The organism is Thermoanaerobaculia bacterium (assembly GCA_018057705.1).
In the GTDB taxonomy this organism is placed as follows: domain Bacteria; phylum Acidobacteriota; class Thermoanaerobaculia; order Multivoradales; family JAGPDF01; genus JAGPDF01.
This window is the reverse complement of record JAGPDF010000012.1, coordinates 76,134-90,194: the sequence shown is the minus strand read 5'-3', so window position 1 is coordinate 90,194 and position 14,061 is coordinate 76,134. Positions and strand designations below refer to the sequence as shown.

General features: G+C 70.0%; 13 protein-coding genes, 1 tRNA gene and 1 pseudogene. 9 read left to right on the top strand and 6 right to left on the bottom strand.

Annotated elements, in window-relative coordinates; all coding sequences use genetic code 11:
- Together KBI44_06025 and KBI44_06020 are read left to right on the top strand one after the other, a co-directional pair.
- A pseudogene (locus KBI44_06025) lies at positions 1-233 on the top strand (recombinase family protein).
- Positions 234-461: 228 nt separating this feature from the next.
- Positions 462-1,292 carry a zinc ribbon domain-containing protein gene (locus tag KBI44_06020; GenBank protein ID MBP9144021.1) on the top strand — a complete coding sequence of 277 codons (831 nt, stop codon included), beginning with the start codon at positions 462-464 and terminating at the stop codon, positions 1,290-1,292.
- Here the strand turns inward: KBI44_06020 and KBI44_06015 are convergent.
- Positions 1,252-1,327, bottom strand: a tRNA-Glu gene (locus KBI44_06015). The genes KBI44_06020 and KBI44_06015 overlap by 41 nt on opposite strands.
- 87 nt (positions 1,328-1,414) lie before the next feature.
- Entirely contained in the window at positions 1,415-1,807 is a 393-nt protein-coding gene (locus tag KBI44_06010; protein MBP9144020.1) for a VOC family protein, read from the bottom strand.
- Positions 1,808-1,914: 107 nt separating this feature from the next.
- Here KBI44_06010 and KBI44_06005 point away from each other — a divergent pair, with 107 nt between their 5' ends.
- The 4 genes from KBI44_06005 to rph are packed head-to-tail and all read left to right on the top strand — an operon-like array spanning position 1,915 to position 5,772.
- On the top strand, positions 1,915-3,453 hold the full coding sequence (locus KBI44_06005; protein ID MBP9144019.1) for an N-acetylmuramoyl-L-alanine amidase: 1,539 nt from the start codon (positions 1,915-1,917) through the stop codon (positions 3,451-3,453).
- Entirely contained in the window at positions 3,450-4,097 is a 648-nt protein-coding gene (locus KBI44_06000; GenBank protein ID MBP9144018.1) for a GerMN domain-containing protein, read from the top strand. The genes KBI44_06005 and KBI44_06000 overlap by 4 nt, the downstream gene beginning before the upstream one ends.
- Complete coding sequence (locus tag KBI44_05995; GenBank protein ID MBP9144017.1) at positions 4,094-4,954, top strand: glutamate racemase; 861 nt, start codon at positions 4,094-4,096, stop codon at positions 4,952-4,954. The genes KBI44_06000 and KBI44_05995 overlap by 4 nt, the downstream gene beginning before the upstream one ends.
- A gap of 26 nt (positions 4,955-4,980) precedes the next feature.
- Positions 4,981-5,772, top strand: coding sequence for a ribonuclease PH (gene rph, locus KBI44_05990; GenBank protein MBP9144016.1), 792 nt, complete (start codon positions 4,981-4,983; stop codon positions 5,770-5,772).
- A 76-nt stretch (positions 5,773-5,848) separates the two neighbouring features.
- Here the strand turns inward: rph and KBI44_05985 are convergent, their stop codons facing one another.
- The gene (locus tag KBI44_05985; protein MBP9144015.1) at positions 5,849-6,949 is read right to left on the bottom strand and encodes a DUF1573 domain-containing protein; all 1,101 of its coding nucleotides are present in this window, start codon (positions 6,947-6,949) and stop codon (positions 5,849-5,851) included.
- A 123-nt stretch (positions 6,950-7,072) separates the two neighbouring features.
- On the opposite strand from KBI44_05985, the gene KBI44_05980 reads away from it, so the two are divergent.
- The 3 genes from KBI44_05980 (at position 7,073) to KBI44_05970 (ending at position 11,476) form a co-directional block, all read left to right on the top strand.
- Positions 7,073-8,488, top strand: coding sequence for a UDP-N-acetylmuramate:L-alanyl-gamma-D-glutamyl-meso-diaminopimelate ligase (locus tag KBI44_05980; protein ID MBP9144014.1), 1,416 nt, complete (start codon positions 7,073-7,075; stop codon positions 8,486-8,488).
- An 82-nt stretch (positions 8,489-8,570) separates the two neighbouring features.
- Positions 8,571-10,691, top strand: coding sequence for a tetratricopeptide repeat protein (locus KBI44_05975; GenBank protein MBP9144013.1), 2,121 nt, complete (start codon positions 8,571-8,573; stop codon positions 10,689-10,691).
- The gene (locus tag KBI44_05970) at positions 10,688-11,476 is read left to right on the top strand and encodes an RDD family protein (GenBank protein ID MBP9144012.1); all 789 of its coding nucleotides are present in this window, start codon (positions 10,688-10,690) and stop codon (positions 11,474-11,476) included. The genes KBI44_05975 and KBI44_05970 overlap by 4 nt, the downstream gene beginning before the upstream one ends.
- On the opposite strand, the gene KBI44_05965 is transcribed toward KBI44_05970, so the two are convergent.
- The 3 genes from KBI44_05965 to atpD form a co-directional block, all read right to left on the bottom strand.
- Positions 11,440-11,913 (bottom strand): hypothetical protein, encoded by a 474-nt coding sequence (locus KBI44_05965; GenBank protein MBP9144011.1) that lies wholly within the window; start codon positions 11,911-11,913, stop codon positions 11,440-11,442. The genes KBI44_05970 and KBI44_05965 overlap by 37 nt on opposite strands.
- A 249-nt stretch (positions 11,914-12,162) precedes the next feature.
- Complete coding sequence (gene atpC / locus KBI44_05960) at positions 12,163-12,561, bottom strand: ATP synthase F1 subunit epsilon (GenBank protein MBP9144010.1); 399 nt, start codon at positions 12,559-12,561, stop codon at positions 12,163-12,165.
- 2 nt (positions 12,562-12,563) lie between these two features.
- Positions 12,564-14,012, bottom strand: coding sequence for a F0F1 ATP synthase subunit beta (gene atpD, locus KBI44_05955; GenBank protein ID MBP9144009.1), 1,449 nt, complete (start codon positions 14,010-14,012; stop codon positions 12,564-12,566).
- Positions 14,013-14,061: the final 49 nt, after the last annotated feature.

The window sequence follows — 14,061 nt, the reverse complement described above, 5'->3', positions numbered from 1 at the left end:
TGGTGGTCTACATGCTGGACCGCTTCGCGCGGAACCAGTACGACCACCACGCCCTGAAGGCGTACCTGATGAAGCTGGGGATCACGCTGCGCTCGGTCGCCCAGCCGATCGACGACTCGGCGACCGGGCAGTTGATGGACGGAATCCTCGCGGCCTTCAGCGAGTTCGACAACAACCTACGGCGGGATCGGACGCTCACCGGCATGAAGGCCGCGGCCGAGAAGGGGCGGTGGACCTTCCCCACCCCGCTCGGCTATCGCAAGGCGCTCAAGCCAAACGGGACGAAGACCATCGAGCCTGACCCGGAGGTCGCGCCACTCATCCGCAAGGCGTTCGAGCTGGCCGCCTCCGGACTCTGCGAGCTGTCGGACGTCCTCGACGAGATGCGGGTGCGGGGACTCCGCGGCCGGAGGGGCCAGGCGATCTCCCTGTCGATGCTCCACAAGATCCTGCACAACCCGATCTACTTCGGGCGGGTCCGGATCGAGAAGTGGGATCTCGACACCGCGGGCGACTTCCAGCCCCTGGTCGACGAGGACACCTTCGGCCGCGCCCAGCTTCATCTCTCGGAAACCCGGGCGCCGATCACGGCCTATCGCCGCAATCACCCCGACTTCCCGCTGCGCCGGTTCGTCCGCTGCGGCGTCTGCGGCCGGCCGCTGACCGGAGGCTGGTCACGGGGAAAGACCGCGAGCTACCCCTACTACAACTGCGTCGGCTGCAAGGGGCTCAACGTCCGCAAGGCGGTGCTCGAGGAGCGCTTCGTGCAGCTCCTCGACGACCTGCGACCCAAGGAAGAGGTTCTGAAGCTCCTGTCGGCGGCGGTTCTCGACCGCTGGAACGGGGAGCGGAAGGACGTCGTCGATCGCCGCACCGCCATCGAGCGGCGGATCGACGACCTACGGCGTCGGAAGGAGCGGGTGGTCGAGGCGTACCTCTACGAGAACGCTCTCGACAAGGAGACCTACCAGCGGCACCTGGGCCGCGTGGAGGAGGAGCTGACCCTGGCCGACCTCGACCTCTACGACGTGAAAATCGACGAGTTCGACATTGAAGGGACCCTCTCCTTCGCCGAGCACCTGGTCTCGAACGCCAGCCGGCTCTGGATCCAGGCGGGCCTCGACCAGCGCCAGCGGCTGCAGAAGGTCTTTTTCCCGGAAGGCGTCACCTTCGACGGAAAGGAATTTCGAACACCACTAACGTGTCCGTATTTCAACAACTTCGAGGGAACTTCGGGGAGCGGCGAACGTTTGGTAGCGCGTACGGGATTCGAACCCGTGTTACCGGCGTGAGAGGCCAGTGTCCTAGACCCCTAGACGAACGCGCCAAATGGGGAAGGGAAGAGTATCAAATCGCCCTTGCGGGCGGCAAATCCGGCTCCTCGGAGGCGCCGTCGGGGGCGCCGGCGCGGGCTCTAGTCGGTCTGGCGGAAGACGATCTTGACGCCGTCGGGGTCGTGGGTGCCGAAGATCTGGGCGCCGTCCTCGCCGGTGGAGAGGCCGCCGGGGATGTTGCGGTTGCGGAAGATGAGCTCCTCGTAGGCCTTCTCGGCCGAGGGGACGTGGACGACGAGGGTCAACTTGTGCTGCGGGCCCTGGTAGTCGAACGCCTCGTCGCGGCCGTCGTCGGCGCCGTGGGCGCGACCCTGGACCTCGATCACCGCGGTGCCCACCTGATAGAGCGCGCCGCGGCTGGTCTCGCGGTCCCAACTCTGCAGGCGCGGCAGCGCCAGCGTCTCACCGTAGAAACTGCAGGTGCGGTCGAAGTCACGTGCCTTGAGCACGACCCGGAACTGGCGGATTTCCATCTCATGTCTCCCAGCGGCGAGGCCCTGCGCGGGCGCAGGCAGATAGCCGACATAGCATTCCACAAACCCCGGCGGCCCGTCGAGCGCCAGTGTTATTGTCGCGACCGGTGAAACGACGCCTGTCCCTCCGCCTCCTTGCCGGTTTCCTGCTGCTCGTCTCCGGCCCGCTCCTCGCCCAGGAAGATCCCACGGAGAAGGACCCCGCCGCAGCGGTCGTGCTGACCGGATCCGGAACCGGGAGCCTCGTCGTGAGTGGCAGCGCCACGCCGCTCGCCTTCGGCACGACCGCCACCGGGCTGCTCGTCGAGCTCGAACCGATCGTCAGCCGTCTCGGCGGGCGGCTCGATGTCGGGCCGCTCCGCCAGAGCTACAGCCTGGCGATCGGCGAGACGCAGCTCGTCGTCGTCCCGGGCAGCCCCGCGATCACCTCCGGAACCGAGATCCAGCCGCTCTCGCAGCCGCCCGGCATCGTGGACGGGAGGCTCCTTGTGCCGCTCGAGCTGCTGGAGAGGAGCTACGGCGCCCAACTCGGAGTGACCTTCACCTGGGACGAGGCGCGCGGGATCCTCGCCGTGGAGCGACCGCAACAACGAGAGCTGCCGGTCGAGGTCGGCCTGGTGCATCTGCAGGGCGTGACGACCGTCGTGCTGCAGTTCCCCGAGGCGCCGCGTTACCGGATCGTGCGCAGCGCCGGGCTCTACGAAGTCGTGCTGGTCGGCGACCGGGTCGTGCCGCCGGCCGCCGGTCCGCAGGTCCAGGACGCCCTGGTGCGCGGCATCGAGATCTCGCCGGAGCGCATCCGCCTCGAGCTCGCGCCGGACTGCGCGGCCGAGTCGTACACCCTGCAGACGCCGTTCCGGCTGGTCTTCGACGTCTTTCGCGAAGCTGCGGCGGCGGCGCCGGCGGCGCCCATCGTGCCGCGCGACTCCGCGCGCCGGGCCATCCGGACGGTGGTCATCGATCCGGGCCACGGCGGCAAAGAGACCGGCGCGATCGGGCCGGCCGGCAGCGCCGAGAAGGAGCTGGCGTTGCTCCTCTCGACGGCGCTCGCAGCGCGGCTCGAGCAGACGCTCGGGGTGCGCACCGTCCTCACCCGCACCGAAGACATCGACCTCGCGCTCGACGAGCGTTCGGCGCTCGCCAATCAGAACAAGGCGGACCTCTTCCTTTCGATTCATCTCAACTCGAGCGTCGGCCGCGGGGCCGTCGGCGCCGAGACCTACTTTCTCTCCCTGCAGGCGAGCGACCAGCGGGCCGCGGACGCCGCGGCGGTCGAAAACTACGTCGGCGCCGCGGTCGCCCCCGCCGGCAGCGACGACTTCGAGCTCCAGCTCCTGCTCTGGGATCTCGCACAGAGCCAGCACCTCGCGGCGTCGCAGCGCCTCGCGACGCTCATCCAGGAGGAGCTCAACCGGGCGCTCGACCTGCGCGACCGGGGCGTCAAACAGGCGCCGTTCCGGGTGCTCATGGGCGCGGCCATGCCGGCGGTCCTCGTGGAGGTCGGCTTCATCAGCACGCGCGACGAAGAGCAGCGCCTGCGCAGCCCCGAGTATCGCGCCCAACTGGTGGAGACGCTGGTGCGCGCGGTCGGGCGTTTCAAGCTCGAGTACGAAACCGGCGCGACCGCCGCGGCGGGCGCGCCTTGAAGCGCAGCTGGGCCGCCTGGGCGGTCGGCCTCGCGGTGGCGATCACACTCGCCGCCGGCCTCTGGCTCTACTCGACGCGCAGGAATGCGTTGGGCGACTCCGGGATGGCGCTCTCCGCCTCCGCGGACGGCTCGACTGGAGCGCCGGGCGCGCCGGCCGCCGGAGGCTCGGCGGTCTCGCCGGCGCCCGCGGTCGTCCTGCCGATGGCAGCCCAGGAGACCTGGACGGCGCGGCTCTTCTTTCCTTCCGGCGACGATCGGCTGCTGGCGCAGGAGGCGCCCGTGACGAGCGGGAGCGGGGCGCGTTCCCGGGCCGCTGGAGCCGTCGCGGCGCTCCTCTCCGTACCGCCGGTCGCGCCGCGCGTGGCGGTCTTTCCGCCCGAGGTGAAGCTCGGCAAGCTCCTGCTGCTCGAGGACGGCACCGTGATCGTCGATCTGCGCAGCGATCCGGTCGCCGAGCCGCCGCAGTCGGGGTCGACCGTCGAGCTCTTGCGGATCTACGCCGTCGTTCACACCGTGCTGAGGAACGTCGAGGAGGCCAACCGGGTCGTGCTGCTCTGGAACGGTGTGCAGCGGTCCTCGCTCGCCGGCCATGTCGACACGGGGCATCCCCTGCGGCTGCGCGCCGACCTCGAGGCCTCGTGAGCGACCCGCGGCCGATCGGCGTCTTCGACTCGGGCGTCGGGGGACTGACGGTCGCCGCGGCGCTCGAGCGCCGCCTGCCGCGCGAGCGCCTGCTCTATCTCGGCGATACCGCCCGGTTGCCGTACGGCACGAAATCCGCGGCGACCGTGCGCCGCTACACCCAGGTGAATCTCGAGTTCCTCGAGCGCCGGGGCGTCAAGGCCGTCGTGGTCGCCTGCAATACCGCCTCCGCCCTGGCCCTCGACAGCTTCGATCACCCCGCGGGCGCGCTGCCGGTCTGGGGCGTGATCGAACCCGGCGCCCTGCGCGCCGCGGCCGCGACCCGGAACGGCCGGATCGGAGTGATCGCCACCGAATCCACGGTGAGCTCGGACGCCTACGGCACGGCGCTGCGGCGGATCGTCCCCGAGCTCGCCATCTGGTCGCAGCCCTGCCCGTTGCTGGTGCCGTTGATCGAGGAGGGCTGGCTCGACGATCCGGTGACCGCCGAGGTCGCACGGCGCTATCTCGAGCCGCTCCTCGCGCACGACATCGACACGCTGGTCCTCGGCTGCACGCACTATCCGCTCCTCGCGCCGCTGCTGTCGCGTATCGCCGGCGAGGGTGTCCTGCTGGTCGATTCGGCGGCCGCGGTCTCCGAACAGGTGGCGGCGGAGCTCGCCCACCGCGGCATGCTGGCCGTCGCCTCTGCCGGCGCAACCGAGGGGGGCGATCACTTCTGCGTCACCGACGCCTCGCAGCGCTTCGAGCGCATCGCGGGCGATTTCCTCGGTCGCAAGATCACGCTCGAGCTGGTCGATATCGGCAATTCTGCTGCAGGATCCGGGCGAACGATTCCCGAGAGGAGTGAACCTTGAGCACCGAGACGTCGCGGGAAGCGCCAGTGCGGGTCGATGGGCGAGCGGCGAACGCGCTGCGGCCGGTCTCGATCGAGATCGATCCGCTGAAGTTCGCCGAAGGCTCCGTGCTGATCTCGGCCGGCGACACCCGGGTTCTCGTCGCGGCGACGGTGGAGAAGCGGGTGCCGGGCTTTCTCGCCGGCAGCGGCAAGGGCTGGTTGACCGCCGAGTACGCGATGCTGCCGCGCGCCACGATGACGCGCAGCGCGCGCGAGGTCTCCCAGGGGCGGCCCTCCGGCCGGACGGCCGAGATTCAGCGGCTGATCGGGCGGAGCCTGCGGGCCGCGGTCGACCTTCAGCTGCTCGGCGAGCGCACGCTGATCATCGACTGCGATGTCCTGCAGGCCGACGCCGGAACCCGCACCGCGGCGATCACCGGCGCCTGGGTGGCGGCGGTCGGCGCGCTGTCGCGGATCTTCATGGCGGGCGACCTCGCAGCGTGGCCGGTGGTGTCGCAGGTGGCGGCCGTCTCGGTGGGTCTTCTCGCCGGCTCACCCCTCCTCGACCTCGACTTTCGCGAGGATCAGCGCGCGCAGGTCGACATGAACGTCGTCGGCACCGCCGACGGCCGGCTCATCGAAGTGCAGGGGACGGGCGAACAACGCAGCTTCGAGCGTTCCGAGCTCGACCGCCTGCTCGACCTGGCCCTGGCCGGAATCGCCGAGCTCGCGGCGCTGCAGGTGCGCGCGCTCGGCGATCAATTGCGGATGGTGGAGGAGCTGCGCGGCAAGAAGCGCGGCAACGCCCCGGCGCGCAGCGAGCGCGGACTCTACTAGCGCGCAGGCGCGCTCTATCCCGCGACGGTACCGCGCAGCGGCGCTCTCTCCCGCAACGGTGCCGCGCAGCGGAGTCTCATCCCTTCACGGTGCCGCGCAGCGGCACCTGCAGCGTGGGCTGCTGGGTGCTGGTGGTTTCGATGGTGACGGTGGCGTCGACGCGGCCCTTGGGCATCTTGGCCGTCAGCTCGAGCTTCACTTCCCAGCGGCGGCCGGCCTCGATCGGCTTGATGGTCGCTTCGACCCCCGGCACCGAAGCGCTCACCTTCGCGATCTCGAGCGCCGCTTCGCCGAAGTTCACCACCACCAGGCTCAAGTCCTGAGACGCCGCGCCGAGGTCGAGGGCGCCGAACTCGGCGATCGCGGGAGTCGCCTGAAGCAACGGCCGCACGAAACCGGTGACCGCCACGCGGAGCTCCTTCTGCTTGGGATGATTGGTCTCGACGATCAGGAAGTCGCGCAGCGCGCCGATCTCTGCGTCGGACTGGATGGTGGTCTCGACGATCCACTGGTTGACGGTCGGCGCGTCGGCGCGCCGTTCGTCCGCGGTCGCCGGGCGGAACGCGACGCGCACGAAGTCGTAGGGCGACTTCACGGCGAGAATCCGGAGGTCGGCGAAGTTCTCGGACCAGAGCCACTGCTTGACGGTCACCGGCGGCTGGTTCTGCACGAAGACGAAGCGGGCGTAGCCGGGGAAGGCGTTGACCTGGGGCTCGACGCGCGCCTTGATCGTCAGCATGACGCGCGGTTGCACGGGATCGTTCGAGAGCACGGTCAGTGTCTTGGCGATCGGGCCGGCGAAGTCGACGGTGTCCATCTCGGCGTGGATCTTGCCCACCGCGCCAGGGGCGATTCGGGCGTCGAAGCTCGCCACCGTGCAGCCACAGGTCGGGTGCACGTCGGTGATCACGAGCTCGGCCGGGCCGTCGTTCCTCACCTCGAAATCGACCTTCACCTTCTCGCCCTTGGCGACCTTGCCGACGTCCCGGATCGCCTCGACCGGCACGAGTTTCGGGGCCGGTGCGACGGCGATTGCAGAGGGAGCAGCCGGAGCCGCCGCGGGAGCCGCGGCAGCAGGGGGCGGCGCGGCGGGGGGGGTCTGCTGCGCCGCAGCGAGGCTCACGAGCGAGCTCAGGAGGAGCCCCGAAAGCGTCGCGGTTCCGATCGACTTCGACATGCCTGACTCCTCTTCCTTGTCGCGTGCGGGGGGGCCTCCGTCGTCCGATCGGCCCGGCACCGGATGTTATACTGCGCCCACTTTCCGGGGCGGAACGCCCCGCAACCAGCCTCCCGGAGCCCGTTGACCCAAGATCCGCTGCACCTTCATCTGGTCGCCATCGGTGGTACCGGAATGGCGCCGCTCGCCTGTCTTCTGCAAGCCCAGGGCCATCGGGTCACCGGCTCGGATGGACCGCTCTATCCGCCGATGAGCCAGTTGCTCGAGGCGGCGGGGATCCTCCCCTGGGTCGGGTACGAGGCCGGCCACCTCGCGCCGGCCCCGGATCTCGTCGTCATCGGCAACGCCGTCCGCCGCGACAATCCGGAAGCGGTTGCGGCCGAGCGTCTCGGGTTGCCGCGGCTCTCGATGCCCGAAGCCCTGGCGCGCTTCTTTCTCGCCGACCGGGAGCCGCTGGTCGTTGCCGGGACGCACGGCAAGACGACGACCAGCGCCATGGCGGCCTGGGTCTGGTCGGAGTGCGGACGCGATCCGGGCTTTCTCATCGGCGGCGTGCCGCTCGACCTCGGGGTGAGCTTCCGCCGTGGCCGTGGCGCGCGTTTCGTGATCGAGGGCGATGAGTACAACGCCGCCTATTTCGACCGCGGCGCGAAGTTTCTGCACTATCGCCCCGAGACCCTGCTCCTGACCTCGGTCGAATACGACCACGCCGATCTCTACCCGAGTCCGGAGTCGCTGCTTGCAGCCTATGCCCGGCTGATCGCGCTCGTACCCGAGTCCGGCCGGATCGTGGCCTGCGGCGACAGCGCAGAGGTGCGCGAGCTCGCGAGCGCCGCCCGATGCCCGGTCGTCTTCTACGGCGAAGACGAATCGAACGCGGTCCGGCTTCTCGGGGTACCCGAGGCGGACGACCATGGCATCCGCTTTCGACTGCGCGACGAGAGCGGCGAAGAGCGGGAGCTCGCGATGCCCATCTGGGGCGTGCACAACGCTGTCAACGCCCTGGCCGTCTGGGCGGCAGGGCGCCGCGACGGCCTCGATGCGGAGAGGCTCGCCCAGGCGCTCTCGCGCTTCCGCGGCGTCAAGCGCCGCCAGGAGCTGCTCGCGGACCATCGCGGCATCGTGGTCATCGACGACTTCGCGCATCACCCGACGGCGGTGGAGAAGACGCTCGCCAGCATGCGGATGCGATTTCCGGGTCGGCGGCTCCTCGCCTGCTTCGAGCCGCGCAGTCTCACCGCCGGTCGCGCCTTTCTGCTCGCGGGCTACGCTCGCGCCTTCGCGGTCGCCGACCGGGCCTTCTTCGCACCGATCTTCCATCGCGACCGCCTCGCTCCCGGAGACCGGCTCGACCTCGAAGCGCTGGCGGCGGAGCTCGCGCAGGGCGGCACGCCTTGTGTCCTGGCCGAAGACCTCGATGCGCTGCTGGCGGAGGTTCTCGCGGGAGCGACGTCCGGAGACGTCATCCTGACCATGTCGTCGGGCTCTTTCGGGGGGCTCCCGCGCCGCCTCGCCGACGCCGTTCTCGCCGGAGGCTGACGCCGATGCGTCCGGGTCCGCGTGGGGTCGCGTTGTCGTGCAGCGCCGGCTTTGCTAGCATCGTCAGGAGCTTTCGCGCCCCATGAGCTATTCCGGAGATCCGGCCCTCGCTTCCGATGTGAAGCAGCGCATCCTGACCACCTTCCGGCAGACGCTGGAGCTGGCCACGAAGGGAAGCCGTCAGGAGGCGCTCCTGGGATGCGACTTCATCCTGCGCCTCGATCCGCATTTCGGCCCGGCCCGCACCCTGCAGCAGTTGGTCCAGGCCGGGCGCAGCGGCCCGGATCTCGCGGCACTCTTCGGCGGCGCCGAGGTCGCTCCGCTGGAGGTCCCGCCGCCGTCCCCGCCGGCCGGCGCCCCGCTGGGGGCGCACTTCGCCCGTCTGTTCGTGGAACGCCGCTTTGGCGACATTCTCACCGAGGCCGAGCAGGGCCGGCAGGCGCTCGCCGCCGATGCGGAGGCCCGTCAGCTGGTCGACCAGGCGCGGGCACGACTCGAAGCTGCCCCGTACGTCAAGACCTTCGTCGATTCGGCTCGTCAGGCGCTGCAGAGCGGCGACACCGAGGAGGCCGACCGCCTGATCCGCAAGGCGCGGGTGCTCGACGCCGATCATCCCGAGCTCCTGGCTCTCGAGGAGGCGAAGAAGTTCTACTCCGATCCGGAGCGCTCGATGGGCGGCCGGCGTCGCGGCATCGAGATGGACGAGGAGCCCGAGGCTCCGGCTGCCAGCGCGGCTCCAGGGGTGGATCTCGAGTTGCCCGAGGTCGACTTCTCGTTCGCCGGTCTGGCGGAAGACAACTACTCACTCGAACCGGCGGGAAACTCCTACGCCGGTGAAGTCGGGTACGGCTCGGGCACCGGGGAGGTCTCCGGCGAGCATTCGGGACGTATCGAGGAGCTGCTCGCCACCGGCCAGAGCGCTTGCGATCGCGGCGAGTACCAGGCCGCGATCGACGCCTGGTCACGGATCTTCCTGATCGATATCGACCACCAGGAGGCGGCGCGCCGCATCGAGAAAGCGCGCCAGCTCAAGGCGGAGCGCGAGAGGGAGATGGAAGAGATCTTCCACGAGGGCGTCGCCCGCTTCGACAGCGGCGGCTTCGAGAGCGCCGAGGCGGCCTTCAAGCAGGTCCTCGAGCTTTCGCCGGGTCATCTCGTCGCCCTCGAGTATCTGGAGAAGATCCGTGAGCGCCAGATCGGCGCTCCGCTCGCCTCCGTAGCCGGCCTGCCTGGGGCCGGGCTGCGCGGTGGCGAGGCTCCGGGTCTCGCCGTCGAGAGCGGCGCGCCGGGCGCTCGCGGTGCGCGCGAGAATGTGAGCGGGGAGATTCTGGTGCCGCCGGAGCCGGGCGCGGCCCGCCCCCGGGGCGATGGCGAGCGCCCCGGGTTCGCGCTCGCGGCCAAGCGGCGCGGCGCTCCGGCGCGGGGTTTCGTCTGGATCGGCGGCGCCGTGCTCGTCCTGCTTCTGGCCGGTGGCTGGCTGCTGCTGCGCAATCGGGCGAGCCTCTTCCCGAATTCGCGGGAGCCGCTCGAGACCGCGGCACCGGCCGCGGTCGACGTCATTGCGCGCGCCAGGACGCTGCAGGCCGAAGGCAAGACGGCGGTCGCCATCGCGCAGCTGCGCCGCCTGCCGCCGCAAGAGCCGCAGTACGCCGAGGCCCAGTCGCTCATCTCGCAGTGGGAGGCTCTGATCAAGCCCGCGGAGCCGGTGCCGGCGGGGTTGCCCCCCGAGTTCGAGCGGAAGCGCCAGGAGCTCGTTGGCGGTGCCGAGCGCGCCTGCCGGGACCGCGAGCTCCTGCGCTGCGACCGCTGGCTGACCGAGGCGGCGGCGATCGCGCCGCTCTCGCCGGAGCTGACCGCGCTCCAGGGCCAGGCGAAGGAGGGGTTGGCGCCGCTCGCAGAAGAGCTCAAGCTCTACGCCGACGGCGACTACGACTTCCTGCTCAACCGACTCTGGCGGCGCCGCGAGGCGGAACCGGCGAATCGGGACGTCCGGCAATTGATCGTGGATTCGTACTACAACCTCGGCATCGTGGACCTTCAGCGCGGCGATCCGGCAGCCGCTGCGGACAAGTTCCGCGAGGCGCTCGAGCTCGATCCCCAGGATGCGGCGCTCGGCCGACTCCAGGCGTTCGCCACTGTCTACAGCCAGCGCAACGAGGACCTGCTGTTCGAGATCTTCGTCCGCAATCTCCCTGCGCGATGAGCCGCGAACCCGAAGAACCGTTTCTCTTCGACCTGCCGCTTTCCGGCCCACCGCCGGCGTTGGCGGACGCTCACCGGGGTGAGAGCCCGGCGCGCCGTGGATCGCGGCGCAGCGCGCGGCCGGAGTCGCTGCCGCTGTTCGACGACGACGAGCTCCCGCCGTCCGGCTCGGAGCCGGTCGCCTCCGAGCCGTCGTACGGGGCGAGGCCTCCCGCTGCGCCTCGCGGACCCGTTCCGGTACCAAGCCCGGCGGCGCGCGAAGCGGCTCGGAATTCCGGGACCGGCGGATCGGCGACTTCGGCGATGCCGGCTGTCGCAGCGGCCACGGCGGCATTCGCGGGGTCGGCCGCGGACGGCCCGAAGGCGCTGGCGCCCTCGGCTCCGATCGCGCCCCGGCTGCGTGCCGCGTGCGGGGATGTCGCGATCCTGCTCGGTGTCGGCGCTGTCGCCGCTGTCGGGGCGACACTCCTCGGCGCCGAGCTCAGCCTGGCCTCGCTGCCCGCACTGGTGGTCTTCCTGCTCTCGTTCTCGTTCCTCTACTGTGTGGTCTCGCTCGCCTTCTGGGGGCAGACGCCGGGAATGGCCTGGTCGGGTCTGATCGCGCGCAGCGAAGAGACGGAACCGCTCTCGTTCGGCCAGACGGCGCTGCGCTGGCTCGGCCACTGGCTGACCTGGATGCTGCTCGGGCTGCCCGGATTGCTCGCCCTCTCGGGCCGTTCGCTCGCCGACCGGCTGAGCGGCTCGGGCACCTACGAGACGCCGTTTTCCGGTTCGACGGTCGCCTGACCGGAGCGGTCGCTCTCTCGCGCCACGGCCCTCGCCTGTTCGCGCGCCCTTTCCCGAAGCACCCCCCAGCCGATCCAGCCGTTGCCGAGCGCGGTCGCCGCGGCCATTGCCCACAACGGGCGTGAGCCCGGGACGAGTGCGGCAAGGCCCCCGGCCTGATAGAAGAGCCCGGCGAGGCGCATGGGCGGGAAGGCGAGGCCTCCGAGCGCGAAGAAGTTGTGCCCGAGCAGAAGCAGCCAGATGCCCGGCAGGAAACGCGCGCCGTCGAGCCAGAGCACGAGCCCTGAGAGTGCGACCGCCACGAGCGAGAGATTCCCCTGCGCGCGCATTGCCCAGGCGCCGAGTCGCGAACGCCCGCGGTGTCGCTGTTGACGCAGGATCGTCAGTCCTTCGATCGCGCCGCCGATCAGAATGGCCACCGACCATAGGATCGTCACGCCGGCCTCGCGCGCCGTCGCCAGGGCGAGCGGCGTGAGCAGCGCCGCCGCAGGCAGGATGCAGGCCCAGGCGAACCAGGGCAGGGGATGGGAGAGATAGGGACCGGCGGCGGCGTGGAACGCCCGGCGGACGACCTCGACCGAGCGCTGCTCCTCCTCGCCCGGCGGAGCGAAGAGCTCGTCGTACTCCGAGGGCGCGTCGCCCCGAGCAGCGAGGATGCGGGGCGGCTCGGACGTGGTTGCTGCCCCTCAGGCCTTGGCGAGACGGCCCATCGCGCGCGCCCGGACGGTGGCCTGAGCGCGGCGCTGGTTCTCGCTCTCGGTGCCGTTCGGGAGCTTCGCGGCCGCGGCGAGGGCGCTCTTCGCGGCCTCGGCGGTGATCTTGTCGGGTTCCTGTGCCTCTTCGGTGAGGATGGTGAGTCTGTCGTCCACCATCTGCGCAAAGCCGCCGGCAATGAACAGCTTGCGCTTGGCGCCGCCGGCCTCCTCGACGCGCAGCAGGCCCGCTCCCAGTTTGGCGAGGAGCGGCGCTCTCTGCGCGAGGATACCCATCTCACCGTCGTAGGCCGGGAGGGCGACGAATCTGGCTTCCAGAGAAAGCACTTCGCGCTCCGGTGTCACGACCGAGAGGTGAAAGGAGTTGGCCATCGTCAGGCCGCCGCCATCTTCTCGGCCTTCGCCGCCGCTTCCTCGACGGTGCCGACGTACATGAACGCCTGGTCCGGCAGATGATCCCACTTGCCGTCGCAGAGCTCCTCGAACGAGCGAATCGTGTCCTCGCGCTTGACGTAGATGCCCGGGAAACCGGTGAACTGCTCGGCGACGAAGAACGGCTGCGAGAAGAAGCGCTCGATCTTGCGCGCCCGGCGGACGATGACCTTGTCGTCCTCGGAGAGCTCGTCGATGCCGAGGATCGCGATGATGTCCTGCAGGTCCTTGTAGCGCTGCAGGATCTGCTGCACGCGCCGCGAGACCTGATAGTGGCGCTCGCCGAGGATCTCGGCGGTCACGATGCGGCTCGAGGACGCGAGCGGATCGACGGCGGGGTAGATGCCCTTCTCGGCGATCGAGCGCTCGAGGTTCACAGTCGAGTCGAGATGCGTGAACGCGTTCGCGGGCGCCGGGTCGGTGTAGTCGTCGGCCGGCACGTAGATCGCCTGAATCGAGGTCACCGCGCCGCGCTTGGTCGAAGTGATGCGCTCCTGCAGCTCGCCCATTTCGGTCGCGAGGGTCGGCTGGTAGCCGACGGCGGAGGGCATGCGGCCGAGGAGCGCCGAGACTTCGGAACCGGCCTGGGTGAAGCGGAAGATGTTGTCGATGAACAGCAGGGTGTCGGCGCCGGTCTGGTCGCGGAAATACTCGGCCATGGTGAGCGCCGAAAGGGCGACGCGCAGGCGCGCGCCGGGCGGCTCGTTCATCTGGCCGAAGACCATGACGGTCTGGTCGATGACGGACTTGCCGGTGTCGCCGATCTTGGCCTCCTGCATTTCGAGCCAGAGGTCGTTGCCCTCGCGGGTGCGCTCACCGACGCCGGCGAAGCAGCTGTAGCCGGAGTGAAAGCGGGCGAGACGGGCGATGAGCTCCTGAATGATGACCGTCTTGCCGACGCCGGCGCCGCCGAAGAGGCCGGCCTTGCCGCCGCGCACCAGCGGGCAGAGCAGGTCCATCACCTTGATGCCGGTCTCGAAGATCTCCGTCTTCGAGGACAGGTCGGACATCTCGGGGGGCAGCTGGTGAATGGCGCGGCGGGCCGTGGTGGTGACCGGACCGCGGTCGTCGATCGGCTCGCCGACCAGGTTGAACACCCGGCCGAGGGTCTCTAGGCCGACGGGGACGGTCACGGCCGAGCCGCTGTCGGTGATCTCCTGACCGCGCTGCAGGCCGTCGGTCGAGCCGAGCGACACGGCGCGAACCTGCCCGCCACCCAGATGCTGGGCGACTTCGCACCAGAGCGTCTCCCGCATCTTCTCGCCGAGCACGGTGCGCTCGACCTGAACGGAGAGCGCGTTGTAGAGCGACGGCATGCTGTCTTCGCTGAACTGCGCGTCGAGAGTCGAGCCGATGACCTGGGTGATGCGTCCGACGTTGGGGCTGGACATGTCGTTCAACCTTTCGCTGCGAATCGTTACGAGTTCTTAAAGTGTCGTT

Excerpts from the sequence above, each read along its gene's own strand:
- KBI44_05970 (MBP9144012.1), top strand. The coding sequence starts at position 10,688 with ATGAGCCGCGAACCCGAAGAACCGTTTCTCTTCGACCTGCCGCTTTCC.
- KBI44_05975 (MBP9144013.1), top strand. The coding sequence starts at position 8,571 with ATGAGCTATTCCGGAGATCCGGCCCTCGCTTCCGATGTGAAGCAGCGC.
- KBI44_06010 (MBP9144020.1), bottom strand. The coding sequence starts at position 1,807 with ATGGAAATCCGCCAGTTCCGGGTCGTGCTCAAGGCACGTGACTTCGAC.
- KBI44_05985 (MBP9144015.1), bottom strand. The coding sequence starts at position 6,949 with ATGTCGAAGTCGATCGGAACCGCGACGCTTTCGGGGCTCCTCCTGAGC.
- atpD (MBP9144009.1), bottom strand. The coding sequence starts at position 14,012 with ATGTCCAGCCCCAACGTCGGACGCATCACCCAGGTCATCGGCTCGACT.
- atpC (MBP9144010.1), bottom strand. The coding sequence starts at position 12,561 with ATGGCCAACTCCTTTCACCTCTCGGTCGTGACACCGGAGCGCGAAGTG.